Below are 26,230 nucleotides of genomic sequence, written 5' to 3'. Positions count from 1 at the left end.
CGCTTGCCCGGCCGACAGCAACCAGCAGCAATTCCATTCCGTTATGTGTCATTCCCGCGCAAGGGGGAATCCAGATGCCACGGTTTTTCCAGGTTCCCGCTGTCGCGGGAACGGCAAATCCCCGCCGCTAGCGGAGGAATTCGTCGATTTTCTTCAGCAGGTCCGGGTCATCGGGCTTGGTCAGGCTGGTGTAGGCCACCACCTGCGTCGCATCGCGGTTGATCAGGTATTTGTGGAAATTCCACTTCGGTCGGCTGCCGGTGATTTCGGCCAGCCGCAGATAGAACGGGTTGGCCAATTTACCCTTGACCACCGTCTTGCCGACCATCGGAAACTCGACGCCATAGGTCAGGCGGCAGAAATCGGCGATTTCCTTGTTGTTGCCCGGCTCCTGCTCGCCGAAGTCGTTGGACGGAAAACCGAGAACCACCAGCCCTTTGTCCTTGAGCCGGGCATACAGCTTTTCCAGGCCGTCGTACTGCGAGGTGAAGCCGCAATAGCTGGCGGTATTGACGACCAGAATCACCTTGCCGGCGTATTGGCAGAGCGGCAATGGCTGGCCGTCCTGCAGGCCGGTGAAGGTGTGTTCGAGCAGCGGCGGGCAGGCAGCCGTCGCGGCGACGGGCGGCACGCTGGCCACAATCAGGCCGGCAATGCAAAACCAGCGTTTCAGAATGGCGTTCATAGCCGACTCTCCAATGGTATTCCAGACAACGGGCCAGCCATGCCCGCCCCAAACGATGGACCGTCCTGACGCCGTGTCGTTCGCCCGCCCTTGAAAAAGTTTCACGGACCGACCCAAAGCTTCACCGAGCCGCCCTGCCACCGAGCGCTCCTGCCACCGGCCGGTCGGCCTCGTTTCGCCCCACGCCGCACCGAACCGGCCTGACGCCCGGTAGCGGCTTTGTATCTGTTTGTTTCATTGCCGCCCCAGGCTCAACCTTTGCAACGGAATGACGTTATTAGACTCGGGAGCGGCGAATTTCCCGCTCTCCGCACCAAGGAGTTTCGCCATGACCTACTGCAGCCAACTGGATCTCGAATCACTTGCCGCCACCGCCAGCCGGGCCGCCGCCTATCTTGACGACTGCGATGCCGGCGCCTGCAACGTCCGCCTCGACGCCGATTACTACCGGGCCTGCAGTCATGTGCTGGTGCAGATTTTCAAGGTGTGCGACGCCGGCCGCGACTTTCCGATACTGCTCGAGCATTCGCCGGCCGCGCGCGAGGTGGACGAGGCCCTGCGCATGGGGCGGCGGATCGAATGGAACCGCCCCGCCTTCTACCCGGAACTCCACGCCCTGATCGCTCGCAGCGCGGCCTGATGGCCGGTCGGCGCAGCCCGGCGCGCGTTTTCGTGCCGACGCGGCGAACAGGCACTAAAATGTCGGGTTGTTGCCACTCATCTGCCAGCCATGTCCTACGCCCTGCCCGACTTCGAAACCAAAATCTGCCCGCCGGACCAGCTCGCCGCCCGCGCCGCCCAGCTGGCCCGCCCGCTGGTGTTCACCAACGGCTGCTTCGACATCCTGCACCGCGGCCATGTCACCTATCTGGCCCAGGCCGCCGCGCTGGGCACCAGCATGGTGGTCGCCCTGAACAGCGACGCTTCGGTCAAGCGCCTGGGCAAGGGCGACGACCGCCCGGTCAATACGCTGGAAGACCGCCTCGCCGTCATGGCTTCGCTCGGCTGCGTGGCGCTGGTCACCTGGTTCGACGAAGACACGCCGCTCCAGCGCATCCTCGACTGCCGGCCGGAAATCCTGGTCAAGGGCGGCGACTGGCCGGTGGACAAGATCGTCGGCTGCAGCGAGGTGCGCGGCTGGGGCGGTACGGTACATTCGATCCCCTTCATCCACCAGAAATCGACGACGGCGCTGCTCGACAAGATCCGCCGCCTGTAACCGTGCGCCAAAGGAACTAGGCGCGGAACGAACCGCGGCCCCGGCGATCTACCCGTCATGGGCAGTCTGCGGACTGCCGGGATGGGAGTTCGCCATGGACACCACGCTGATCGCTTTCCTGCTTGTCGCTGCCGCCCGCATCACCGGCCTGCCGCCGGTGGCGGTTGAGGAACTGCCGTCTTTCGTTGCGTTGGCGCCCAGCGAACTCGAACGCCAGGTGTGCCCGGACGGCGGCAATGGCTGCCGCGGCATCGCCGCCTATTTCGACGCGCTGCACTACCGCATTCTGTATCGCGACACGCTGGATCTCGAACAGCCGCTCGACCATTCCTTCCTGCTGCACGAAATCGTCCATGTCCTGCAGCATCGGCAGTTCGGCAACGGGATGTACGCCGACTGCAAGGCCACCCTGCGCACCGAGGCGCAGGCCTATCGCGCCCAGAACGCCTATCTGCGCACCTACGACCAGTGGGCCTACGTCGGCGTCGCCCTGAACTACGCCGCGTGCTCGGGTTAGGGCGGCAGCTACAGGAGGAAGGACGGCGAAGCCGCCCTAAAGCACGACCTGAGTGCCGAGTTCGACGACGCGGTTGCTCGGGATATTGAAGAAGGCCGTCGCCGAGCCGCCATTGCGAAACATGGCGACGAAAATCTTTTCCCGCCAGAATGCCATTTCCGAACCGAGGCGCGGAATCAGCGTTTCCCGTCCGATGAAGTAGGAGGTCTCGAGCTGGCTGAACTCCAGCCCGGCATCCGCACACAGCGCCATGGCCTCCGGTATGTCCGGCTCGTCCTTGAAACCGTACTGGACGATGACGCTCCAGAAGTTCTCCTTCAATTGGCGCACTTCGACGCGGTCGATGTCCGGCACATAAGGAACGTCGAAAATCTGCACCGAAACGAGCACCACCCGCTCGTGCAGCACCTTGTTGTGCATCAGGTTGTGCAACAGGGCATGCGGCACGCCCTTGGGGTCGGCGTTGAGGAAGACGGCGGTGCCAGCCACCCGCGTCGGCATCGACGAGGCCAGCGAATCGAGGAACATCATCAGCTCCAGGCGCTCGCCCTTCAGGCGGTCGGCCAGCAGTTGGCGGCCGCGCTTCCAGGTCGTCATCAGGACGAAGATGGCCATCCCGGCGACGAGCGGGAACCAGCCGCCATCGGGGATTTTCAGAATATTGGCGGTGAGGAAAACCAGTTCGACCGATAGGAAGCAGGCGAAGATCAGGCCGGCCCTGATCCAGCCCCATTTCCACACCTTGGCGACGACGACGGTGGCCAGCACCGAGGTGATCACCATGTCGCCGGTCACCGCGATGCCGTAGGCGGCAGCCAGGTTGTTCGACGACTTGAAGCCGAGCACGAGGATCATCACGGCGACCATCAGGCCCCAATTGACCGCCGGCAGGTAGATCTGCCCCTGTTCCTTCTCGGAGGTGTGCTGCACTTCCATGCGCGGCACGAAACCGAGCTGCATGGCTTGGCGGGTCACCGAGAAGGCGCCGGAAATGACCGCCTGCGAAGCGATGACGGTGGCCAGAGTGGCCAGCCCGATGAGCGGATAGAGCGCCCATTCCGGCGCAGACAGGAAGAAGGGGTTCTTGGCTGCTTCCGGGTCGCCCAGGATCAGCGCCCCCTGGCCGAAGTAATTGAGGACCAGCGCCGGCAGCACGAACAGGAACCAGGTGCGCGAAATCGGCTTGCGGCCGAAATGTCCCATGTCGGCATACAACGCTTCGGCCCCGGTCACCGCCAGCACGACGTTGCCCATGGCCATCAGCGACATGGCCTTGTTGGCGAGCAGGAACTCGAGGCCGTACAGCGGGTTGAGCGCACTCAGGATGGCCGGGTGATCGACGATATTGATCGCGCCCAGCGTGGCCAGGGTGGTGAACCACAGCAGCATGACCGGCCCGAAGAAGGCGCCGACCACGGCCGTGCCGCTTTTCTGGACGAAGAACAGGATGAACAACACGACGATGGTGATCGGGATCACGAAGGCGTGCAGTGCCGGCGCCCCGACCTCCAGCCCCTCGACCGCCGACAGCACGGAAATGGCCGGCGTCACCATGCCGTCGCCGTAGAACATCGCGGCGCCGAGCACGCCGACGATCATGATCCACCGGGCGTGGTGCGGCTTGTCCTGCACCGTATGCAGGGCCAGGGCGATCAGCGCCATGATGCCGCCTTCGCCGCGGTTGTCAGCGCGCATGATGAAGGTGACGTATTTGACCGAAACGACGATGACCAGCGCCCAGAAGAACAGCGACAGGCTGCCGTAGATATTGGCGACGGTGACCGGAATCGGGTGATTGCCGGCAAAGACCTCCTTCACCGCGTAGAGCGGGCTGGTCCCGATATCGCCGTAGACGACCCCGAGTGCCGCCAGCGCCAGCGCAGCGAAGCGCTGGCCGGTGACCTCTGCGGAAGAGTGTTGACTGCTCATGACTGTACCCTCAACGGGCGGCTTTCTGTTTGAGCCGCTCCCAATGCCGGTTTTAAGGCGCCGGCTGGACGCCCTGCCGGGGCACCGGCCACATACTCCAAACGCACGCCCCCGCGTTGCGTTTCGTGGCCGGCTATCGGCATGTTTGCCGCTCCGGCGTTCAGCCGCCCAACGCGGCCTTCAGCGACTGCACTTCCTCTTCCGACTCGTCGATGATTTCGGCCAGCGTTTCGGCGTCGAACAAGGTATCGAGCACCGAGGTATCGACCGCGCCGTCGAGTTCCGGATCGCGCCAGCACGAACTGCGGTTGGCGATCTTGTTGGCGACGTAGAGCACATCCGACAGATTGCTGACGGTGCTGATCTCGCGATCGGTTTCGTGGTCGCGCACCGCTTCCAGTACCGACTCCGGCGAACCGAGGGCCGACAGCAGCGCGTGGCCGATATTGTCGTGCCAGCCAACGAGCAGGGCGTGCAATTCGGCCTTGTCATTGACCAGTTCGGGGAAATTGGCCGCCCGCGACATCAGGTAGAAGACGCCGAGGTCATGCACCAGGCCGCTGAACATCGCTTCGTCGCCATTGATCTTGGCCAGCTTGCGGGCCAATACGCGGCACAGCGCGGCGACGTGCGAGGTGTGCTCCCACAGGCGCTGCGACAGGTTCTCGAAGGGCTGCATCTGCTTCGACTTGAGCAGTTGCTCCATGGCCACCGCGAAGGAAACGGTGCGCACCGCTTCCATACCGACCCGGACGATGGCGCTCTTCACGTCGGCGATCTCGCGCCCGCTCGGATTCAAGGCCACCGAATTCGACATGCGGATGATCTTAGCACTCATCAGCGGCTCGGCGCCGACCAGCTTGGCCAGTTGCTCGACGCTGAGATTGGGGTCCTTCAGGGCCGAACGGACCTGGAAGGTGATGTCGAGAAAGGTCGGGAAAGTGATCTCGTCGCTCGACAGATCGCGGGCGATGTCTTCGAGTATCTTGAAGGTAACGGCGTTGGTCATGCTTGTACCCTTGGGCAGTAAGGCGAATGCCACCGGGAACGACGCCGTTCCCGGTCACCGGCGCGATCAGAACGGGATATCGTCGCCCAGATCGTCGAACGAGGGCTTCGGCTTGTTCTTCGGCGGCGCCGGGGAGTAGTCGGTCGGCTCGTCGTAGCCGCCACCGCCACCACCGCCGCCGGCCGGGGCGCCCATGCCTTGACGGCCGCCCAGCATCTGCATGGCGTCGCCGCGGATTTCGGTGGTGTATTTTTCCTGGCCGTCCTTGTCGGTCCACTTGCGGGTGCGCAGGCTGCCTTCGACGTAGATCTGCGAGCCCTTCTTCAGGTACTGGCCGCACACTTCGGCGGTCTTGCCGAAGAAGGAGACGCGATGCCACTCGGTCACTTCCTTGCGTTCGCCGGTGGCCTTGTCGCGCCAGTTGTCGGTCGTCGCCACGCTCAGGTTGCACATCGCGTCACCGCTGGCGGTGTAGCGTACTTCCGGGTCGCGGCCCAGGTTGCCGACGAGAATGACCTTGTTTACCGATGCCATTGCCTATGTCTCCTAAACAGTTTGTGCCGCCCCGGCCGGTTGGCGCCGTTGCGGAAAATTCATGGTATTCGCCACCGCCAGCCAGATCAGGACCAGACCGGTACACGCAGCAAAAACAGCATTATCGCCGAAATGCTGCGCAATATATCCGCCCAACGCGCCGCCGATGAAAAGCCCCATCGCCTGGGTCGTGTTGTAAACGCCCAGGGCAGCGCCTTTGGCCGCCGGCGGCGCGGTACGCGAGACCAGCGATGGCAACGTGGCTTCCAGCACATTGAAGGCGACGAAGAAAAGCAGCAGCCAGAAGGCGAGCGACCACAGGCTTTCGTGCAACACATACAGGCCAGCCTGGACGACGACCAGCAGGCCGACGGCGGCGATGAAGACCGGGCGCATCTTGTCCTTGCGCTCGGCGGCGATGATCGCCGGCACCATGATGGCGAAGGAGACCAGCACGGCCGGCAGATAGACCTTCCAGTGCGAGGCCGCGGCCAGCCCGCCATGATCGACCAGGGCGTGCGGCAGCACGACGAACATGGCCATCTGCACCATGTGCAGCACGAAGATACCGAGATTCAGGCGCAGCAGATCGGGATCGAAAACCACCCGGCGCAGCGGCAGCTTTTCATGGCCGGCTGGCGCCGGCGCCGCCGGCACCGCCTTGAGCAGCAGGCCGATGGCCGCCAGGGCGAGCCCGCCGGTCATGACGAACAGCCCGGACATGCCGATCCAGCCGTAAAGGATGGGCGCGCCGACCAGCGACAGTGCGAAGACCAGGCCGATCGACGAACCGATCATCGCCATCACCTTGGTGCGATGTTCCTCGCGCGTCAGGTCGGCGGCCAGCGCCGTCACCGCCGCCGAAATGGCGCCCATGCCCTGCAGCACGCGGCCGGCGATGATCCAGTTCATGTCCGGCGCCCAGGCGGCGACAAAGCTGCCCAGCGCGAAGATGAGCAGGCCGACGACGATGACCTGCTTGCGGCCGAAGATGTCCGAAGCGATGCCGTAGGGAATCTGGAACACGGCCTGGGTCAGGCCATAGGCGCCCAGCGCGAAACCGACCAGCGCCAGGTTGTCGCCCCCGGGGAGGGTTTTCGCATACACCGAAAAGACCGGCAGGATCAGGAACAGGCCGAGCATGCGCAAGGCGAAGATGGAAGCCAGCGAAGCGCCGGCGCGGCGTTCCTCGGGGCTCATGCGATCAGTGGGGGGGGACATTTTTGTTTGGTTTTGTTGCATTGCAGCGGAGGGGGAAAGTTTAGCAGGTTTGCCGGCGCCGACGCCCTGGCCCGACCAAGTCGGCTCCTCCATTCGGTTTCCCGAACAGCCGAGCAGGCCTGAATGCCGGAAACCCGGCAGACTTCCCAGCCATGAGTCACCACAAACACCAATAAATTCATTTATTTGACGAAAACAACAAACTTGGCACAGCGCTTGCGTTAAACCTTTCCCCAGTGTCCGCCACCGGACGCCCGCAGAGAAAGTTCATTACATGTCACTCAAGAAACGTCTGCTCGTTTTTGTCAGCGTCCTCATCGCCATTACCATCGGGCTGCTCGCCAGCCTATCCTACCAACGGATGCGCAGCGAGATTCTGGCCGGCGTTGAAGACGAGCTGAATGCCGCGATCAGCGGCAATCGGCACGCCATCGCCCAGTGGCTGACCCAGCGTCGCGACGTCATTGCCGCTGCAGCTGCCCGCGCCGGCGAAGTCGACGAGCCGCGACCAGCGCTGATACAAGGCAAGGAGGCCGGCCGCTTCGAGCAAACCTTCGCCGGCTACGCCGACAAACGCATGCTCTACCACCTGACCGACAAACGCCCGCCGGAAGGGTATGACCCGACGGCCCGCCCATGGTACAAACTGGCCGGCGAGGCCCGGGCAACCGTGGTTACCGCCCCCTATGTCTTTGCCAGCACGAAGAAACTGGGCATTACCGTGGCCAGCCCGATCCTGCGCCAGGGGCAGCAGATCGGCGTGGCCGGTGGCGATGTCGTGCTCGAAGAAGTGAGCTCCGTCGTGGCCGGCATCCGCCTGCGCGGCAATGGCCTTGCCTTCCTGGCCACTCGCGACGGCAAGATCGTCGCGCATCCGAAAGCGGATGCCGTGCTGAAGCCGGTCGGCGAAATCATGCCCGGCTTCGACACCGCCCAACTGGCCCTGGCCAGTGACAATACCCGCCTGCAGGAGATGCAGATCGATGGCCGGACGGCCTATGTCGATCTCTCGCCAGTCCCCGGTTCCGACTGGGTACTGGGCAGCGTCATCGACAAGGAGACCATACTCTCGCCGCTCAATTCGCTGATCGCCACGCTGAGCATCGCCGGGCTGGCCATCGGTCTTGGCGGCGTGCTGTTCGCCAGCTACGCGCTGAACCGTCTGCTCGGTGGCGTCACCCGACTGCGCGACGCCTTGCTCGAAATCTCTACCGGCCAAGGCGATCTGACCCGCCGCCTCAATGTCGACAGCAGCGACGAAATCGGCCAAACCGCCGAGGCTTTCAATCGTTTCATCGATAGCCTGCGCAAGATGTTCATTGAAGTCCGCGAAAATGCCGACACCCTGCACGCCGAACTGTCTTCGCTCAACGACCTGACGCGCAAGGTTTCGGCCGATTCGGAACGCCAGGCCGAAGCATCGAGTTCGACGGCGGCGACCATCGAACAGATCACCGTCAGTATCAACCACATCGCCGACAATGCCAGCTCGGGCGAGGCGATCGCCGTGCAGACCGGCCGGGTTTCCCGACAATCCGCCGAGGCCGTCACCGCACTCGCCACCGGTATCCGGCATATCGCCAGCGAAGTCGAGCAACTGTCGTCGACGCTCGGCGGGCTGGGCCGGCGCTCGACTGAAATGAATGCCATCATCGGCGTCATTCGCGACATTGCCGACCAGACCAACCTGCTTGCCCTCAATGCCGCGATCGAGGCGGCGCGCGCGGGTGAAGCCGGACGCGGCTTTGCCGTGGTCGCCGATGAGGTACGCAAGCTGGCCGAGCGGACAGCCAAGGCAACGGTGGAAATCGGCAGTCTGATCGAATCGACCCATGGCGAAATCCAGTCGGCGCTTTCCGGCATGAGCCAGACCCAACGCTCGGTTCATGCCGGGGTCGAGTCTTCGCATGCCGTGGCCAGCCAGATCGGCAGCATCCAGACCGATGTCGCCAGCCTCATCGAGTCGATCCGCGACATTGCCGATGCCACCCGCGAGCAGTCGGCCGCCACCACCGACATGGCCCGCGCCGCCGAACTCGCCAACCGCATGTCGATGGATACCGACGAGGCTGTGCAGTCGGCGACGCGGACCGTGAACCAGCTAAGCGCCTTGTCACAGCGACTTAACGCACTGGTTGGCCGCTTCCTGCTCTAACCCGGCAAGCCCCTGCAGCAAAAACCCGGGCCGGCGTTTGCCGGCCTTTTTCATTCCCTTTTTTCGTTCCCCTTTTTCGTTCCCATTTCCCGGCCAACCCGGATCGCGTTCGGAAATCCGAACGCCCGACCCCCGCCAAATCCGGATTCCCGATCCCGCCAAACCACACGCCCCGTATCCATCAACACAAAATCAATAACTTACGACAAACACCAACCCTGGCACGCCCCATGCAATAGATAAAGCCATCCGCAGCCCCGGCTTGCGGCCACGCACAACCACAGGAGACAACCGATGCCTAAATCCACTACCCGCCTCGAGCACGATCTGCTCGGCGACCGCGAAGTTCCGACCGCCGCCTATTACGGCGTGCATACCCTGCGCGCCCTGGAAAATTTCCCGATCACCGGCATTTCGATTGCCGTCTATCCCGACCTGATCCGCGCCCTGGCCCAGATCAAGAAGGCCGCCGCCCAGGCCAACCAGAAGCTCGGCCTGCTCGATGCGAAGCGCGCCGACGCCATCGTCGCCGCCTGCCGTGAAGTGATCGACGGCCAGTGGCACGACCAGTTTGTCGTCGACGTCATCCAGGGTGGCGCCGGCACCTCGACCAACATGAACGCCAACGAGGTGATCGCCAACCGCGCCCTCGAAATCCTCGGCTGCGAGCGCGGCGACTACAAGACGCTGCACCCGAACGAGCACGTCAACATGAGCCAGTCGACCAACGACGTCTATCCGACGGCGCTCAAGCTCGCCACCTATGTCGGCATCTTCCGCCTGGTCGATGCCATGGCCTATCTGCGCAAGGCTTTCGAGCGCAAGGCCGACGAATTCGCCGACGTGCTGAAGATGGGCCGCACCCAGTTGCAGGACGCCGTGCCGATGACACTGGGCCAGGAGTTCTCGACCTACGCCGTGATGCTCGGCGAAGACGAGGAGCGCCTGAAGGAAGCCGCCCTGCTCATCCGCGAAATGAACCTCGGCGCCACCGCCATCGGCACCGGCATCAACGCCCACCCCGACTACGCCCCGCTGGTCTGCCGCAAGCTGGCCGAAGTCAGCGGCGTGCCGGTGGTCACCGCCCCCAACCTGATCGAGGCGACGCAGGATTGCGGCAGCTTCGTGCAGCTGTCCGGCGTGCTGAAGCGTGTCGCGGTCAAGCTGTCCAAGGTCTGTAACGACCTGCGCCTGCTCTCCTCCGGCCCGCGTGCCGGCTTCAACGAAATCAACCTGCCGCCGCGCCAGGCCGGCTCGTCGATCATGCCGGGCAAGGTCAATCCGGTGATCCCGGAAGTGGTCAACCAGATCGCCTTCGAAGTGATCGGCAACGATTCCACCGTCACCTTCGCCGCCGAAGCCGGCCAGCTCCAGCTCAACGCCTTCGAGCCGATCATCGCCCACAGCCTGTTCAAGAGCGCCCTGCACCTGACCAACGGCTGCAAGGTGCTGGCCGACCACTGCGTCAACGGCATCACCGCCAACCGCGACCTGCTGCGCGAATCGGTCGAGCGCTCGATCGGCATCGTCACCGCCCTCAACCCGTACATCGGTTACGCCAACGCCACCGAAGTCGCCGCCGAAGCCTTCCGCAGCGGGCGCGGCGTCGCCGAAGTGGTCATCGAGCGCGGCCTGATGAGCCCCGAGCAGCTGGCCGAGGTGCTGCGCCCCGAGGTGCTGACCCGCCCGCAATTGATTCCCCAGTCTGTCGCCGCCTGATCCAGGCGTCTTTCCACCTAGCACCACAAGGAAAACATCATGAAAATGAATCGCCTGACCACCTGGATCGGCTGTGCGCTGGTTCTCGGCGTCATCGTCGGCTACGCCTGCAACACGATGGCCCCGAATGCTGCCGCGGCCAAGGAAATTGCCGGCTACTTCGGCATCCTGACCGACATTTTCCTGCGCATGATCAAGATGATCATCGCCCCGCTCGTCTTCGCCACCCTGGTTGCCGGACTGGCCAACATGGGCGACTCGAAGACGGTCGGCCGCATCGGCGGCAAGGCCCTCGGCTGGTTTGTCGGCGCCTCGTTCTGCTCGCTGCTGCTCGGCCTGGTCTTCGCCAACCTGCTGCAGCCGGGCACCGGCCTCAGCGTACCGCTGCCGGAATCGGCGGCCGGCCTGAACCTGAAGACCAGCGCCCTGAACCTGAAGGATTTCATCACCCACGTCTTCCCGAAGAACATCTTCGAGGCGATGGCGGCCAACGAAATCCTGCAGATCCTGGTCTTCGCCGTGTTCTTCGGCCTGGCCCTCGGCCACCTGCACAACCAGACGGCGCGCAGCCTGGTGTGCACCATGGAGGAAGTGGTGCATGTCATGTTGAAGGTCACCGACTACGTGATGCGTCTTGCTCCGGTCGGCGTCTTCGGTGCCGTCGCCGGTGCCATCACGACCAACGGTCTCGGCATGCTGCTCGTCTTCGGCAAGCTGATGCTCAGCTTCTACGCCGCCCTGGCTGCGCTGTGGGTCGTGCTCATCACCGCTGGCTACTTCGTGCTCGGCAAGGACATCTTCCGCCTGCTCAAGCTGGTGCGCGGCCCGATGCTGGTCGGCTTCTCGACCGCCTCCAGCGAATCGGTCTATCCGAAGCTGATGGAACAGCTGGAAAAATTCGGCATCAAGAACCGCGTCACCAGCTTCGTGCTGCCGCTCGGCTACTCGTTTAACCTCGACGGTTCGATGATCTACACCACCTTCGCCGCGCTGTTCGTCGCCCAGGCCTATGGCATCGAGATGAGTATCTCCACGCAGATCACCATGCTGCTGGTGCTGATGGTCTCGTCCAAGGGTATCGCCGGCGTGCCGCGTGCCTCGCTGGTCGTCGTCGCCGCCGTGCTGCCCATGTTCAACCTGCCGGAAGCCGGCCTGCTGCTGGTGCTCGGCATCGACCACTTCCTCGACATGGGCCGTACCGTCACCAACGTGCTGGGCAACGCGATTGCCACCTCGGTGGTCGCAAAGTGGGAAAATGCCATCGACCCGGTCGATCCGAGCCTGGCCGAAGCCGACGAAGCCCTGCCGGTGCCTGAAGACGTTGTCGCCCAGGCTGCCTGACCTGTTGTCTTCCCCGGATTCGGCCCAGCCCTCGGCGCCGAATCCTCCTTGCTTGCCCGGCGTCCGCGCCGGGCTTTTTTGCTGATTGCCCCGTGACCCGCCCATGATGATCGACTGGACCATCCTCGCTCCCGCAGCCTTCTTCGCCGGCATGGTCGATGCCGTGGTCGGCGGCGGCGGCCTCATCCAGATTCCCGTCCTCCTCTCGCAGTTTCCGCAGACGGCCATCCCCACCCTGTTCGGTACCAACAAGCTGTCGAGCATCGCCGGCACCGGCGCCGCCCTGTGGCGCTACGCGCGCAGCGTGCGCATCCCGTGGATCGTCGTCCTCCCTGCCACCGTCGCCGCCCTGCTCGGCGCCTGGGGCGGTGCCGCGCTGGTTGCCTGGCTGCCGCGCGAAACCATGCGTCCGCTGGTCGTCGTCATGATGATCGCCGTGGCGCTCTACACCTTCATGAAAAAGGATCTCGGCCAGCAGGTGACGCGCGTCATCGATGGCCGCGACCGCTGGAAGGGCGCCCTGTTCGGCGGCCTGATCGGCGTCTACGACGGTTTCTTCGGACCGGGCACCGGCAGTTTCCTGATCTTCGGCTTCGTCCGCCTGTTCGGCATGGATTTCGTGCAGGGCTCGGCCAGCGCCAAGGTCATCAATTTCGCCACCAACCTGTCGGCCATCGCCTTCTTCGCCAGCCACGGGCCGGTGCTGTGGCAGATCGGCCTGATCATGGCCGTGTGCAACCTGGCCGGTTCGTGGATGGGCACCCACCTGGCGCTCAAGCATGGCGCTGGCTTCATCCGCAAAGCCTTCCTCGGCGTCGTCGTCGTGCTCATCGTCAAGCAACTGGCCGACCTCTTCGGCTGAGCGCGGTAACATAGGTCCTCCTGCCCCGTCCGCTACCCGATGCCCCGACTCCGCTCCCTGCCGCTGCTGCTGATCTGCCTGCTGCTGGTCGCCCTCAGCGGCTTCTCGGCCTATCGCATCGCGCAGCGCCTGGGCATCGCCGACCTGCAGGCGACCGGCCTGCACCGGCTCGACCTGTACGCCACCAGCCTGGAACGCGAGATCAGCAAGTATGCCTTCCTGCCCGGCACGCTCAGCCTGGAGCCGGAAGTCCTCGACCTGCTCGCCGGTGGCGCCAGCGACTACGCCAGCGCCCGGGTCAACGGCTACCTCGAAAAGCTGAACGAACGCGCCGGCACGCTGGCCATCTACGTCATGGACACCCGCGGCAAGGTGCAGGCCACCAGCAACTGGCGGCGCCCGGACAGCTTCCTCGGCGAAGAGCTGTCCTTCCGCCCCTATTTCCGCGAAGCGCTGGAGGGCGGCAACGGCCGTTTCTTCGGCATCGGCACGACGCGCGGCGAGCCCGGCTACTACCTGGCGTCGGCCCTGACCGGCGACAACGGCACGCTGGGCGTGGCGGTGATCAAGGTCAGCCTCGAACAGCTTGAAAAATCGTGGACCACGGTCGAAGCGCCGGTGCTGGTCGCCGACGAGAACGGCGTCGTCATCCTGTCCGCCGTGCCGAGCTGGAAATTCACCACCCTGCGCCCGCTCGACGACAGCACGCGGGCCGCCTTCGACCACACCCAGCAGTACAACCGGCGCGCCCTGCAGCCGCTCGGCGTCAAGGAAATCGAGGACTACGACCACGGCGCCCGCCTGGTGCGCATCGCCGCCAGCGGCCCGGAAATGGTGTCGGTGTATCCGGTCACCGGGCGCTTTCTCGAACAATCGCGCACCCTGCCCGGCACGCCGTGGACGCTGACCGTGCTGTCGCATCTCGAACAGGTCGACGACCTCGCCCAGAGCCGCGCCGCGCTGGCTGCCATCGCCGCCGCCTGCCTGTGCCTGCTCGGCGTCATCCTGAACGAGCGGCGCCGCCACCTGCGCGACCGCCTGGCCGCCCGCGAGGCGCTGCAGAAGGCGCACGACGAACTGGAGCGCAAGGTCGAGGAGCGCACCGCCGACCTATCGGCCGCCAACCACCAACTGCAGGATGAAGTCGGCGAACGCATCCGCGCCGAGCGCACCCTGCGCGCCGCCCAGGACGAACTGGTGCAGGCCGGCAAGCTGGCGGTCATCGGTCAGCTGTCCACCGGCATCGCCCATGAACTGAACCAGCCGCTCGCCGCCCTGCGTACCCTGTCGGCCAACGCCGAGCGCTTTCTGGAACGCGGCGATGTCGATACCACGCGCACCAACCTCGGCCGGATTGCCGATTTGGTGGATCGCATGGGCCGCATCACCGGCCAGCTGCGCAATTTCGCCCGCAAGTCGAGCGGCCAGTCGGCGCCGGTGCCGCTCTGCCATGCCCTCGACAACGCGCTGGCCCTGCTCGACGCCCGCCTGCGCCGGGCCGGCGCCGAGATCGAGCGTAGCTGCCCGGTCGACGAGCCGGTCGCCCTGTGCGACGCCAACCGGCTGGAACAGGTGCTGATCAACCTGATCGGCAACGCCCTCGACGCCATGGCCGACCAGGCCCGGCCGCGCCTCGAACTGCGCTGGGAATGTGCCGACGGCATGGTCCGCCTGCACGTCCGCGATCATGGCCCCGGCCTCACCGACGAGGCACAGGCCAAGCTGTTCGAGCCCTTCTTCACCACCAAGCCGGCCGGCGACGGCCTCGGCCTCGGCCTGGCCATTTCCGCCGGCATCATCGGCGACTTCGGTGGTAGCCTGCACGGCGCCAATCATCCGGGCGGCGGTGCCGTCTTCACGCTCGAACTTCCGCTTGCTCCCGCGCCATGACCGACGACCTCAAAATCCTGATCATCGAAGACGATCCCGACGTCGCACTCGGCTGCGAGCAGGCGCTGCAACTCGAAGGGCTGGCCGCCGAATGCGCCGGCAGCGCCGAATTGGCGCGCCACCGCCTGCATGCCGATTTTCCCGGCATCGTGATCAGCGACATCCGCTTGCCCGGCCAGGATGGCCTTAGCCTGCAACGCGAACTGCACGCCCTTGACCCGGAATTGCCGGTGGTACTGATCACCGGCCACGGCGACGTGTCGATGGCCGTGCAGGCGATGAAGGACGGCGCCTACGACTTCCTGCAGAAGCCCTTCGCCCCCGAGCAACTGGTCGACGTCGCCCGCCGCGCGCTGGAAAAGCGCCGGCTGGTGCTGGAGGTGCGCAACCTGCGCCGGCAGCTCGATCAACGCAACCTGGTCGAAGCGCGCCTGATCGGCAATTCGGCCGGCATGGCCCGGGTCCGTGGCCTGATCGGCGCGCTGGGGAGCAGCGTCGCCGACGTGCTGATCCACGGCGAGACCGGCACCGGCAAGGAGCTGGTCGCCCGCTGCCTGCACGACGCCAGCCCCCGCCGCAAGGGCAATTTCGTCGCCATCAACTGCGGCGGCCTGCCGGAAACCCTGTTCGAAAGCGAAATCTTCGGCCACGAGGCGGGCGCCTACACCGGCGCCGCCAAGCGGCGCATCGGCAAGATCGAATACGCCAACGGCGGCACGCTGTTCCTCGACGAAATCGAGACCATGCCGGTGCCGATGCAGATCAAGCTGCTGCGCGTGCTGCAGGAACGCACGCTGGAGCGGCTGGGGTCGAATACCGCCATCCCTATCGACTGCCGCATCATCGCGGCGACCAAGGAAGACCTGACTGCGCTGGCTGAGCAGGGCCGCTTCCGCGCCGACCTCTACTACCGCCTGTCTGTCGCCAACCTGCCGCTGCCCCCGCTACGCGAACGGCGCGAGGACATTCCGCTGCTCTTCGAACACTTCCTGCTGCAAGCCGCCGCCCGCCACGAACGTCCGGTGCCGGCGACCTCGGCCGGGCGCATGCAGCAACTGGTCGGCTACCACTGGCCGGGCAACGTGCGCGAATTGCGCAATGTCGCCGACCGCTGCGTGCTCGGCATCGAAGCCGGCTCGCCGCCCTTCGGCCAGCCGGCCGGCGACGCGCCGCGCCCGCTGGCCGCCACCGTCGAGGCTTTCGAACGCGCCCTGATCGCCGACGCCCTGCGCCGCTACGGTAGCCTGGCGCGCACCGCCGAAGCCCTGGCCATCGCCAAGACGACGCTGCACGACAAGATCCGCAAGTACGGGCTGAGCGAATCTTCCTGACGATAAAAATCAAACGCAGTTTGAACTTCCCGAACGCGCCAACGTCATAACCCCCGTGGCTGGATGCCGTGGGGATAAGGCATCGTCTGGCGATGGGGGAGAAGCGTATGAAACGTACTCTGCTGGTCACGGTGGCGGCTTTTGTCGCCCTTACAATCGGTGTCTGGGCTTTCCAGAGCGAGCCGCGCGGCATCGGCCAGGCGCTGGCCATCGCGGCACCGCCCCCCGGCCCGCCAGTTCCCGAAGCCTCCGTCGTCGATCAGGACGCGCCCTACATGGAGGCCTGCGCCCGCGAGGGGCTCAACCAATCCGAATGCGTCGGCCGCCTGATCTGGTTCAAGGCCACCGCCGGCAATGACCGTTTCCACACCTATACCTTCCAGCAGCGCATCGGCGTGCTGGTCGACTGGTTCCGCGTGCTGCGCGCCGACCAGCGCGACGACCGCTTCTGGGCCTGGGGCATCATCAACGATCCCGCCTGCTGCAAGCCGGGCGACCCGGACTGCCCGGCCAAATCGGCCGAGGAGACCTACGGCTTCGACTGGTGCCCGGGCGACGACGTGCTGCTCAAGTACGTCGGCAAGCCGGGCTACGTCGATCCGGCCTGCGGCCTGAAGGACGCCGCCCTCGACCCGGACGATCCGCACAGCCAGGGCGGCAAGATCGATCAACGCGCTTCGGCCTGCGACCTAAAGTTCGGCACTTCGACCGGGGCGCTGGGCTTCCGCAAATTCCCCAACCCGCGCTTCGATGCCGCCAAGTGGCAGGCCCTGAACGGCGGCAATGCCAGCTGGTCCGGTTTCAATGCAAGCAAGGCGGCGGCCACCGGCATCGAGTCCGACAGCCGCGTTTCCAAGCTGGCCGACGCCTCGGTCGAGCCGCCCTTCCTGATCGGCACCTCCTGCGGCTCCTGCCACATCGCCTTCGACCCGCTCAACCCGCCGGCCGACCCGGCGCACCCGAAGTGGGAAAACATCAAGGGCCTGATCGGCAACCAATACACCCGGATGTCCGAACTGCTCGGCTCCGGCATGCCGAAGAGCAGCCTGGAATACCAGATGTTCGCCCACGCCCGCCCCGGCGTCACCGATACCTCGGCCATCTCGCACGACCAGATCAACAACCCGGGCACGATCAACGCGCTGATCAATGTCGCCCAGCGCCCGGTGTTCAAGGGCGAATCGGTGACCAAGTGGCGCAAGACCAACACCTGCGGCACCGAGAAGGACGAGGACAAGTGCTGGTGCGAACCCGGCCGCAACGGCAAGTGCTGGCAGAAGAGCACGCGCGACGACGACACCACGGCCATCTTCCTCGGCGGCCAGAAGGTCGTCCTGCCCGGCGTCCATCACATCCTGAAGGGCGGCGAGGATTCGATCGGCGCCCTGGAGGCCATCCAGCGCGTCTATTTCAACATCGGCTCGTGCTCCGAGCAGTGCTGGGTCAACAACTTCACCGACATGCGCCAGCTCGACCCGGAACAGCGCGGTTTCGGCCAGACGGCGTTCAACATCGGCCAGTGCCGGCGCGACTGCCCCAATTTCCGCGCCGTCGAGGACCGCCTGCAGAACATCCTCGATTTCTTCGCCTCGGCCGAGTCGGATGAAAGCGACCTCTTCGCCGCCCGCGCCAACCAGCGCAAGGCGAAGAACCCGGCCGCCACCTACACGCGGGCCGACCTCGCCGCCGATCTCGACAAGGAATTTGGCAAGGGCGCCGTCGGCCGCGGCCAGACGGTCTTCGCCGCCAACTGCGCACGCTGCCATTCGAGCATCCCGGAAAGCGTCGGCGGCGCCTTCGCCAATCGCGACTTCGCTGCCCCCAATGACGCCCACCCGCGCAAGGTGCGCAACGATTTCCTCGGCAACGACCAGCCGACCGCCGCCACCGAAGTCGGCACCTTCCGCTGCCGGGCGCTGCACTCCAATCACAAGCCCGGCCACCTGTACATGGAATACGCCTCCAACACGCTGCACAAGCAGCCGCCGGTGGCCGACATTCCCGAGCGGCCCGAGCTGAAGGACGGCGGCCGCGGCTACTACCGCAACATTTCGCTGGTCAATGTCTGGGCCACCGCGCCGTTCATGCACAACAACGCGGTCGGTCCGGAAATCTGCGGCAAGCCGGCCAACAAGGACAACGACTTCCATCGCGCCCGCTACGTCGGCGCCGACGGCCAGTTGCTCGCCGCGCAGCCCGACTGCGTGCGCTACGACCCGACGGTGGACGGCCGCTTCGATCTCTACAAGCGCTCGATGTTTGAACTGCTCCACCCCAAGGAGCGCGGCAGCAAGCGCACGCTGACCAACGCCGACCTGCTGCTCGACGTCGGTATCCGCCCGCTCGACGGCAAGACCGAGAAACCGCTCGGCGGCTTCGGCCAGGTCAAGATTGCGATGGGCGCCAGCGCCGGCTTCCTGAACGGGCTGGAGTACAAGCAACTGGTCGGCGACCTGTTCCTCGCCAAGCGCCACCCCGAGCAGCTTGAAAAAACCGGGCGCAAGGCCTTGCAACCGACCTTGCTGGAAATCGCCGACGAGGTCCTGAAAAATCCCTCCCGCTTCGTCGAGATTCTGCGCGAGAAACGCGATTTCCTCAGCGCCAACTACGAGACCTGCACGCAGGAAATCGAAAACGAGGGCCACCGCTTCGGCGAGGATCTGTCCGAAGCCGACAAGAAGGCGCTGACCGCCTTCCTCGCCACCCTCTAAGGCACGGGAGACCGATCATGAGACTGACCACGCTCACCCCGCGCACCGGCCGGATCGCCTCGGCCACCCTTGCCGCCCTGGCCACCCTGCTGCTCGCCGCCTGCAGTAAGCCGGAGCCGCCGAACATCGCCTTCGCCCCCTACGGCAAGGACTATGCGAGCAAGATGAACCTGGCCCAGGTCGAGTACAAGTACCCGCTCACCCCGGCCGAACTGGCCAAAATCACGCCGGACTATCTGGCCAAGCTGGATCAGGAGCAGCTCGACCAGATCTACGCCCGCCTGCCGGCCGGCCCCATTCCGGACGGCGCGTTCGACGGCCGCATCCTGCTGCCGCGCGGCGAGAGCGGCAAGTTCCGCCTGTCCGAAATCGTCGGCGGGTTTACCGGCATGGGCCTGCACCTCAAGGGGCTGCTTATCGAGGATGTCGGCGAGGCGCTGTGGCGCGGCAAGGTCTTCTTCCGCGACGAACGGGTACTGCGCAACCGCATCGAAGACCTGTCCATCCTGAAGAAGATCGGGCTGGTCGACGGCGAACCGAAGAAGATGAGCTACGGCGGCAAGGAAACCTGGCTGCTCTTCCCGGCCAAGCTGTACTGCGGGCAAAGCCTGCTCGACGCCCGCCGCGAGTCGATCATCATCGACTATTTCTTCACCGACGAAATCCCTGGCTACCAGGAAAGCCCGGACTTCCTGGCCGGTCGCCGCGGCCTCAAGGTGCGCGACGAAATCCGCATGATCCGCCCCGGCTTCTACCTCGGCCGGGCCTATCTCGACCGCGCCTTCGCGCTCAATTTCACGCTCTACGACAAGGCCAGCGACGACAAGGGGCGCGACGAATTCGCCAAGACCGGCACCGTGCAGCAGGACTGCTGGCCCGGCACCCAGGCCCGCGCCGTCGCCGTTTCCGCCAAACCGTGAGCGATGGCCGGGTCATGGACCCTCGTCATGACATGGCGCCATTCCCTGCACGCCGGCCTGCTTGCCCTGGGTTGCGGGCTGGGCATCGACATGGATGCGACGGCTGAAACCCGCCCGCCGGCGCCGGCCTGGGTCGTCACGCCCAGTCAGGCCGGAGACAACCTGCCGCCCGCCGGGCGTTCGCTGTTCGACCAGCTGTTCGCCGTATCGCGCAATGGGCAAAGCAGTATCGAGCTTCCCTACCCGTTCGCCGCCCTGCTCGAACGCCTCGACCGCGAACTGGCACGCGATCCGGCCAGCCCGCTACCGCCAGCCAAGCGCGTGTTGATCCCGCTCGGCCGTTCGCTGCAGCGCACCGCGGCCGCCCCCGACTATTTCGGCTTCCCGCGCGTGGTAGTGGCGGTCGATACGGAAAGCGGCGCGCAGTCGCCATTTTTCCTGAAGGACCGCCTGTACATCGGCTACCAGGAAAAATCCGCAGTGCTGGAAGTGATCAGCTACAACGAAGCAGCCGGGCGCTTCGAATTCCAGCTGGTCAAGGACTACCGGGCCGGCGGCCGGCCGCAGGTCTATTACGCCAACCGCAACCTGTGTTTTGCCTGCCACCAGAACGGTTCGCCCATCTTCTCCCGCGCCCTGTGGGACGAAACCAATGCCAATCCGCAAGTCGCCGGCCTGCTCGCCGCCAGCGGCCGCGCTTTCTACGGCATCCCGCCCGACCGCGGCGTCGATATTCCCTACGCCATCGACAATGCCACCGAACGGGCCAACGGCTTGGCGCTGACCCAGCGCCTGTGGCGCGAAGGCTGCGGCGAGAACGAGCTGGCAGCCCGCCGCTGCCGCGCTGGCCTGTTCGTCGCCGCCCTGCGCCATGCGCTGTCCGGTGGCCAGAACTGGGCGCCCGACGACAATTTCCGCCAAACCGTCGCTGCACCGCTGCAGCAGGAAGCCGGCCGCCGCTGGCCCGGCGGTCTGGCCATCGGCAACCCGGACCTGCCCAACCGCAATCCGCTGGCCGGCCAGGACAATTGGCCGGAAGAACGTGCTGCACGCATCGCCCGTTCCCACGTGGCGGCGCCGTTCGATCCGCTGCTGCCGCGGCAAACGCGCGACATCTGGCGCCCGCAGGCTGCGGACGCCCTGCGCACCACCATTGCCGGCCTCGCCGAATTCGTTTCCGCCGCCGACCGCCAGGCGCTGGACCAGGCTTTGGCACGCCAGCGCGGCCTAGCCAGCACGCAGCACACCGCCCCCTGCCGCATCGAGCGGGCGGCTTCGCGCTGGTCGGTGCGCTGCGCCCCGGCGGCCGGCCAGTCCGGGCCGAGCATAGACGCCACCCTGGCGGTCCGCGGCGGACGCCCGACCACCGGCCGCATCGAGCGGCTGACCTTGCCCGGCGGCACGGCCCTGATCAATATCGAGCTGACCAGCCGCTCCACCGATACCGGCTTCGCGCTGCGCTGGAACGGCCGGCTGCCGCGCAGCGCCGACGGCCAGGCGCTGACCCGCCTGCGCGTGCAGCCGGAGGCGGGCCAGCCCGATGCCGGCATGGTGGTCCTCGATAGCCGCGCCGACTTCGCTACCGTCGAGCAGGCCGTCGCCGCCCTGCTCGCATCGCCGCAGGGCGAAACCCTGTTCGGGGCAGGCGTCATCCCGCGCACTGCCTTGTTCGCGGCGCTGCTCGCCCGTCTCGACAGTCCCCGCCCGCCGCCCTGCTGCCAGGTCGCCGATACGCTGCCGCCGCCCAGGCTGGAAGCCGTCGCCGCCGTTCCCGGCGGCAGTGCCGATACGCCGATGGAAGCCGGGGTGCAAGGCTTCTTCCCCTACTGCGCCACCTGCCACCGGTCGGCCGAAACCTTCCCGCCCAATTTCCTGAGCGGCAACGCCACGCAGGTCACCGCCCGTTTGCGCCAGTGCGCCCCCCGCCTCTACGTACGCCTGGCCATGGCCGACCTGGCGCCGGAGCAGCGCGACAAGACGCCGATGCCGCCGGAAAGCATGCTGCCCGCTTTCGCCACCGATGTCGCCGGCTGGAAGAACAGCCCGGCCCGCGCCGCGCTGCTCGCCCAGGTCGACACCTGGCTGCGCGCCGAAAGCGGCCAGCCACCTAACCTCAACGCCTTGCTGGCCAACGGCTATGAAGCCCTGCGCCCCTGCCTGCCCATGCCGTAAGACCAGAAACCGAGGGGAAGCACCATGAACGAAGTGTCCGCATCGAGCCCCAGCAACCCGCCCGCCAGCCCCTGGAAGTGCCGCTTCCTGATTCTCCTGACGCTCACCGTCATCATTCCCGGCTTCATCGGCCTGTTGCTGCTCAAGCGCTTCGGCGACGACACCCCGGTCGATTACGCCAGCCCGAGCGAGCATTTCAAGTACGGTTCGACCGGCGGCGAGCACGAAATGGGCTTTCCCTACTGGATCTGGAAGGCGCTGCCCGAAGTCTGCCCGCAATACCTGCCGGGCAAGGGCTACCAATCGCTGGGCATGATTTACGAGAAGAAAACCGACGGCAGCGACCGCGACCTGCCGGTCGGCACCTCGCAGCGCCGCTTTCAGGGCATCAACCGCGTTTTCGTCAATTGCGCCGTCTGCCATGTCAGCACCTTACGCACTGCCGCCGACAAGGCACCGACCGTCGTCCTCGGCATGCCGGCCGCCACCTTCAACATGAAAGGCTTCGAGGAATTCTTCTTCCGCTGCGCCGCCGATCCCAAATTCTCGAAGGAATACATCCTGCCGGAAATCGAGAAACAGGGCGCCAATCTCGACCTGCTCGACCGCTACCTGGTCTACCCCATCGCCATCGCCATCATGCGCGACCGGGTGCTGGCCCTGGCCGGGCGTTTCGACTGGGTGTTCAAGCAGCACGAATGGGGGCCGGGCCGGGTCGATACCTTCAACTCGGCCAAGGTTATTTTCAATTTCCCGATGAGCCACCTCGACCCCGGGGAATTCGACGCCCCGGCCGACTTCCCGTCGATCTGGCGGCAGCGCCAGCGCAAGGAGCCGAAGGAGATGCAACTGCACTGGGACGGCAACAACACCACTGTCGAGGAGCGCAACAAGAGCGCCGCCTTCGGCACCGGCACGACGCCGCCGACCATCGACCTCGCCCGCATCAAGCGCGTCGAGGCGTGGATCATGGACGCCACGCCGCCGGCCTTTGCCGACTTCTTCACTATCGACCGCCAGCTGGCCGCCCAGGGCGCCCCGATTTACCAGAAATACTGCGCGGCCTGCCACGGCGCCTCGGGCAGCGACTTCAGCGGCGAGTACGTCGGCACCGTCGAGCCGCTGACCAGGATCGGCACCGACCGCCGGCGGCTGGATTCCTACACCTACACGCTGGCCGCCAATCAGGCCACGCTGTACGCCGGCTACCCGTGGCGCTTCACGCATTTCCAGAAGACCCACGGCTACGCCAACATGCCGCTCGACGGCCTGTGGCTGCGCGCCCCCTACCTGCACAACGGCTCGGTGCCCAGCCTGCGCGACCTGCTGGAACCGGCGGCCAGGCGCCCGACCGCCTTCTATCGCGGCAACGATGTGTATGACCCGGTGAAGGTCGGCTTCGTCTCCAACGTGGCGGAAGCCGGCGGCAAGAAATTCTTCCGCCTCGACACCAGCGTGCCGGGCAACGGCAACGGCGGCCACGAGGGCAAGGCCTATGGGACGGAACTGAGCGCCGCCGAGAAGACGGCGCTGGTCGAGTTCCTGAAGACATTCTGAGAGGGGATGACATCATGACGACCTCCTGCTCGTGCAAGACCTGGCTGAAATACGCCGCGCTCGGCGTCGCCACGCTGGCCGTGATCGGCGCCATGATCGGCTACGACCGCGGCTTCCGCGAATACCCGCAACCCGACTGGGTGACCGCGACGCCGGAGATGCGCTTCAAGTACGGCTCGATCGGTGCCGAGCACGACGCCGGCATCCCGTACTGGATTTTCTACGTCCTGCCCCGGGTCTTTCCGGAAAAATTCAGGGAAGACGGCAAGGTCGTCCCCGGCGGCTACGCGGCGCTCGGCGTCGCCTGGGAGATGGGCCAGGAACTGCCGGTCGGCTTCACCAAGAAGACCATCGGCTTCCCGCGCGTTGCCAACAACTGCGCCGTCTGCCACACCACCAGCTACCGCGCGACGCCGGACAGCAACCCGGTCTTCGTGGTCGGCGGCGCCGGCCATACCACCAACGTCCAGGCCTTCTTCCGGCTGCTCATCGACTGCGCCAAGGACCCGCGCTTCAACGCCGACATCCTGATGGCCGAGATCAACCGCGTGACGCACCTCGACTGGATCGACAAGCTGCTCTACCGCTTTTTGGTCATCCCCATCACCAAGAAGCGCCTGCTCGAACGCGAAGCCCAGTTTGCCTGGCTCTACCGCCCGGATTTTCCCGAGTGGGGCCGCGGCCGCGACGACGCGATGAACCTGACCAAGTACTTCATGATCAAGGCGCCGATGGACGACACCTTCGGCCCGACCGACATGCCGTCGCTGTGGAACCTGAAGAAATACGTCTGGGACAAGGGCCATCGGATGAACTACGCCGGCGACAGCCACGACGCCTACTCGGTAATCATGGATTCCGCCCTCGGCGTGCTCGGCGCCCCGCCGGCCGACAAGGCGGACTTCCTGGCGCAGGTGAAGTGGCTCAAGGACTACCTGTCGGAGCTGCCGCCGCCCAAATACCCGTTCTCCATCAACGCCGCCAAAGCGGCCGCCGGCAAGCCACTGTTCAACACCCACTGCGCTGGCTGCCACGCCAGCGACAAGACCGGGACCCCGCTGCCGCTGGCCGCCGTCGGCACAGACCGCGGCCGGCTTGACTCGTGGAACAAGGGCGCCGCCATCAAGGCCAACCAGGTGGTCAAGGAGATGGGGCTGGAGCGCAAGGGCCTGGTCGAGGCCGACCTGATCGGTTACATCGCCCCCTTCCTCGACGGCATCTGGCTGAAAGCCCCTTACTTGCACAACGGCTCGGTGCCGACCCTGCGCGACCTGCTCGAACCCGCCGCCAGGCGGCCCAAGGTCTTCTGGCGGGGCTACGACGTGTATGACCAGGCGAAGGCGGGATTCGTCAGCGACGGCGCCGAGGCGCGCCGGGTCGGCACCCGACTCGACGTCGCGACCAAGGGCGGCGGCAACCAGGGGCACGAATTCGGGACGACCCTGCCGGCCGCCGACAAGGAGGCCCTGGTCGAGTATCTGAAGACGCTGTGATTTGCCCGGCCGCCATGGCTGGCGGCAGCGAAGAGGAAAGGAAGGTTTGCGATGAAACAAAATCTCCTGATCGCCGGCACTCTGCTGGCATTTGCCTGCACCGCCGCCTTCGGCGCTCCCGACAAACTGTCGCCGGCCGACCAGACGGCAGCCTTCAAGGCAGCCGGTTTCAAGCTCAAGAGCAAGCGCTGGCAAGCCTGTGACGACCCCAGCCCGTCCTACACGCCGGGTGTCATCGAAGACGTCCGCGACCTCAACGGCGATGGCCTGCCCGAGGCCATCATCAGCGAAGGCAGCAGCAACTGCTACGGCAATACCGGTGTCGCTTACAGCCTGGTCAGCAAACAGGCCGATGGCAGCTGGAAGCTGATCACCAAGGGCACGGGCATGCTCAATGTCCTGAACACGCGGGGAGCCGGCAACTGGCCCGATCTCGAAGTCGGCGGCCCCGGCTTCTGCTTCCCGATCGAGCGCTGGAACGGCCAGCAATATGCCTTGCATCGCCACCAGTACGAAGGCAAGGCTTGCCGACCGAAATAACTGCGGCGCCGTTGCCGGATTGCCGTACGCATCAAGGATCAACCGGAACTTTATTCACAATGAGAAATCACAAATTTGTTAGCTGCATGGTTTTGTGGGTGTTCCTGTCGGGGGAACCGTGAACAATTCAGGAAATCGCGTGATCGCTGTGCTGCGCCGCCTGTGCCTGGCCTTGCTGGCTGCTGTCGGGGGCCTGGGTACCGCGACGGCTGGCGCCAGTGTCGAGGAAGCGAAAACCGAGCGGCAGATTCTGGAAGCGCGCGTCCTCGAGATGCGCAAGTTCCTGCACGATGCGCAGTCCCCCGACGCCGGCAGCGAACCCGGACCGAAATACGCCCAGTGGTTCAACTGGCAGAACTGGGGCAACTGGAACAACTGGCCGAACTGGCGGAACTGGGGTAACTGGTTCAATCGTTAATCTGCGC

At 65.5% G+C, this 26,230-nt stretch carries 21 protein-coding genes; 16 read left to right on the top strand and 5 right to left on the bottom strand.

Annotated features, from left to right (window positions below; all coding sequences use genetic code 11):
- Positions 1–127: 127 nt before the first annotated feature.
- Positions 128–685: a glutathione peroxidase gene (locus LZ012_RS04900; RefSeq protein WP_275708137.1), complete on the bottom strand. Its 558-nt coding sequence runs from the start codon at positions 683–685 to the stop codon at positions 128–130.
- 328 nt (positions 686–1,013) lie between these two features.
- On the opposite strand from LZ012_RS04900, the gene LZ012_RS04895 reads away from it, so the two are divergent.
- The 3 genes from LZ012_RS04895 to LZ012_RS04885 all read left to right on the top strand — a co-directional run bounded on the left by LZ012_RS04895 (position 1,014) and on the right by LZ012_RS04885 (position 2,421).
- Entirely contained in the window at positions 1,014–1,325 is a 312-nt protein-coding gene (locus tag LZ012_RS04895) for a hypothetical protein (RefSeq protein WP_275708135.1), read from the top strand.
- A gap of 90 nt (positions 1,326–1,415) precedes the next feature.
- A complete protein-coding gene (locus LZ012_RS04890) occupies positions 1,416–1,904 on the top strand; it encodes an adenylyltransferase/cytidyltransferase family protein (protein WP_275708133.1) in 489 nt (162 codons plus the stop codon).
- Between the two features lie 94 nt (positions 1,905–1,998).
- Positions 1,999–2,421, top strand: coding sequence for a hypothetical protein (locus LZ012_RS04885; RefSeq protein WP_275708130.1), 423 nt, complete (start codon positions 1,999–2,001; stop codon positions 2,419–2,421).
- Positions 2,422–2,457: 36 nt separating this feature from the next.
- Here the strand turns inward: LZ012_RS04885 and LZ012_RS04880 are convergent, their stop codons facing one another.
- The 4 genes from LZ012_RS04880 to LZ012_RS04865 all read right to left on the bottom strand — a co-directional run bounded on the left by LZ012_RS04880 (position 2,458) and on the right by LZ012_RS04865 (position 7,114).
- Complete coding sequence (locus LZ012_RS04880) at positions 2,458–4,350, bottom strand: potassium transporter Kup (RefSeq protein WP_275708128.1); 1,893 nt, start codon at positions 4,348–4,350, stop codon at positions 2,458–2,460.
- Positions 4,351–4,510: 160 nt separating this feature from the next.
- The gene (locus LZ012_RS04875) at positions 4,511–5,359 is read right to left on the bottom strand and encodes an HDOD domain-containing protein (protein ID WP_275708126.1); all 849 of its coding nucleotides are present in this window, start codon (positions 5,357–5,359) and stop codon (positions 4,511–4,513) included.
- Between the two features lie 66 nt (positions 5,360–5,425).
- Entirely contained in the window at positions 5,426–5,893 is a 468-nt protein-coding gene (ssb, locus tag LZ012_RS04870; protein WP_275708124.1) for a single-stranded DNA-binding protein, read from the bottom strand.
- A 12-nt stretch (positions 5,894–5,905) separates the two neighbouring features.
- Positions 5,906–7,114: an MFS transporter gene (locus LZ012_RS04865; protein WP_275708122.1), complete on the bottom strand. Its 1,209-nt coding sequence runs from the start codon at positions 7,112–7,114 to the stop codon at positions 5,906–5,908.
- A gap of 274 nt (positions 7,115–7,388) precedes the next feature.
- On the opposite strand from LZ012_RS04865, the gene LZ012_RS04860 reads away from it, so the two are divergent.
- The 13 genes from LZ012_RS04860 to LZ012_RS04800 all read left to right on the top strand — a co-directional run bounded on the left by LZ012_RS04860 (position 7,389) and on the right by LZ012_RS04800 (position 26,223).
- Positions 7,389–9,269 carry a methyl-accepting chemotaxis protein gene (locus tag LZ012_RS04860; RefSeq protein ID WP_275708119.1) on the top strand — a complete coding sequence of 627 codons (1,881 nt, stop codon included), beginning with the start codon at positions 7,389–7,391 and terminating at the stop codon, positions 9,267–9,269.
- Positions 9,270–9,563: 294 nt separating this feature from the next.
- A complete protein-coding gene (gene aspA, locus LZ012_RS04855) occupies positions 9,564–10,988 on the top strand; it encodes an aspartate ammonia-lyase (protein WP_275708116.1) in 1,425 nt (474 codons plus the stop codon).
- Positions 10,989–11,027: 39 nt separating this feature from the next.
- Positions 11,028–12,329: a dicarboxylate/amino acid:cation symporter gene (locus LZ012_RS04850; protein WP_275708114.1), complete on the top strand. Its 1,302-nt coding sequence runs from the start codon at positions 11,028–11,030 to the stop codon at positions 12,327–12,329.
- Positions 12,330–12,435: 106 nt separating this feature from the next.
- Positions 12,436–13,191 (top strand): sulfite exporter TauE/SafE family protein, encoded by a 756-nt coding sequence (locus LZ012_RS04845; RefSeq protein WP_420839494.1) that lies wholly within the window; start codon positions 12,436–12,438, stop codon positions 13,189–13,191.
- A gap of 39 nt (positions 13,192–13,230) precedes the next feature.
- Positions 13,231–15,081 carry a sensor histidine kinase gene (locus LZ012_RS04840; protein WP_275708110.1) on the top strand — a complete coding sequence of 617 codons (1,851 nt, stop codon included), beginning with the start codon at positions 13,231–13,233 and terminating at the stop codon, positions 15,079–15,081.
- On the top strand, positions 15,078–16,412 hold the full coding sequence (locus tag LZ012_RS04835; protein WP_275708108.1) for a sigma-54-dependent transcriptional regulator: 1,335 nt from the start codon (positions 15,078–15,080) through the stop codon (positions 16,410–16,412). The genes LZ012_RS04840 and LZ012_RS04835 overlap by 4 nt, the downstream gene beginning before the upstream one ends.
- A gap of 107 nt (positions 16,413–16,519) precedes the next feature.
- The gene (locus tag LZ012_RS04830) at positions 16,520–19,123 is read left to right on the top strand and encodes a cytochrome c (RefSeq protein WP_275708106.1); all 2,604 of its coding nucleotides are present in this window, start codon (positions 16,520–16,522) and stop codon (positions 19,121–19,123) included.
- 17 nt (positions 19,124–19,140) lie between these two features.
- Positions 19,141–20,043, top strand: a complete 903-nt coding sequence (locus LZ012_RS04825) for a hypothetical protein (RefSeq protein WP_275708104.1) — start codon at positions 19,141–19,143, stop codon at positions 20,041–20,043.
- 27 nt (positions 20,044–20,070) lie between these two features.
- Positions 20,071–22,215, top strand: coding sequence for a serine/threonine-protein kinase (locus LZ012_RS04820; RefSeq protein ID WP_275708102.1), 2,145 nt, complete (start codon positions 20,071–20,073; stop codon positions 22,213–22,215).
- 24 nt (positions 22,216–22,239) lie between these two features.
- Positions 22,240–23,772 (top strand): c-type cytochrome, encoded by a 1,533-nt coding sequence (locus LZ012_RS04815; RefSeq protein WP_275708100.1) that lies wholly within the window; start codon positions 22,240–22,242, stop codon positions 23,770–23,772.
- 14 nt (positions 23,773–23,786) lie between these two features.
- Positions 23,787–25,265 (top strand): c-type cytochrome, encoded by a 1,479-nt coding sequence (locus tag LZ012_RS04810; RefSeq protein ID WP_275708098.1) that lies wholly within the window; start codon positions 23,787–23,789, stop codon positions 25,263–25,265.
- A gap of 51 nt (positions 25,266–25,316) precedes the next feature.
- Positions 25,317–25,805 (top strand): hypothetical protein, encoded by a 489-nt coding sequence (locus LZ012_RS04805; protein WP_275708096.1) that lies wholly within the window; start codon positions 25,317–25,319, stop codon positions 25,803–25,805.
- Positions 25,806–25,944: 139 nt separating this feature from the next.
- Positions 25,945–26,223, top strand: coding sequence for a hypothetical protein (locus LZ012_RS04800; protein ID WP_275708093.1), 279 nt, complete (start codon positions 25,945–25,947; stop codon positions 26,221–26,223).
- Positions 26,224–26,230 lie beyond the last annotated feature (7 nt).

The organism is Dechloromonas hankyongensis, from assembly GCF_022012295.1.
Classification (GTDB): Bacteria; Pseudomonadota; Gammaproteobacteria; order Burkholderiales; family Rhodocyclaceae; genus Azonexus; species Azonexus hankyongensis.
This window is presented reverse-complemented; position numbering and strand designations above follow the sequence as displayed.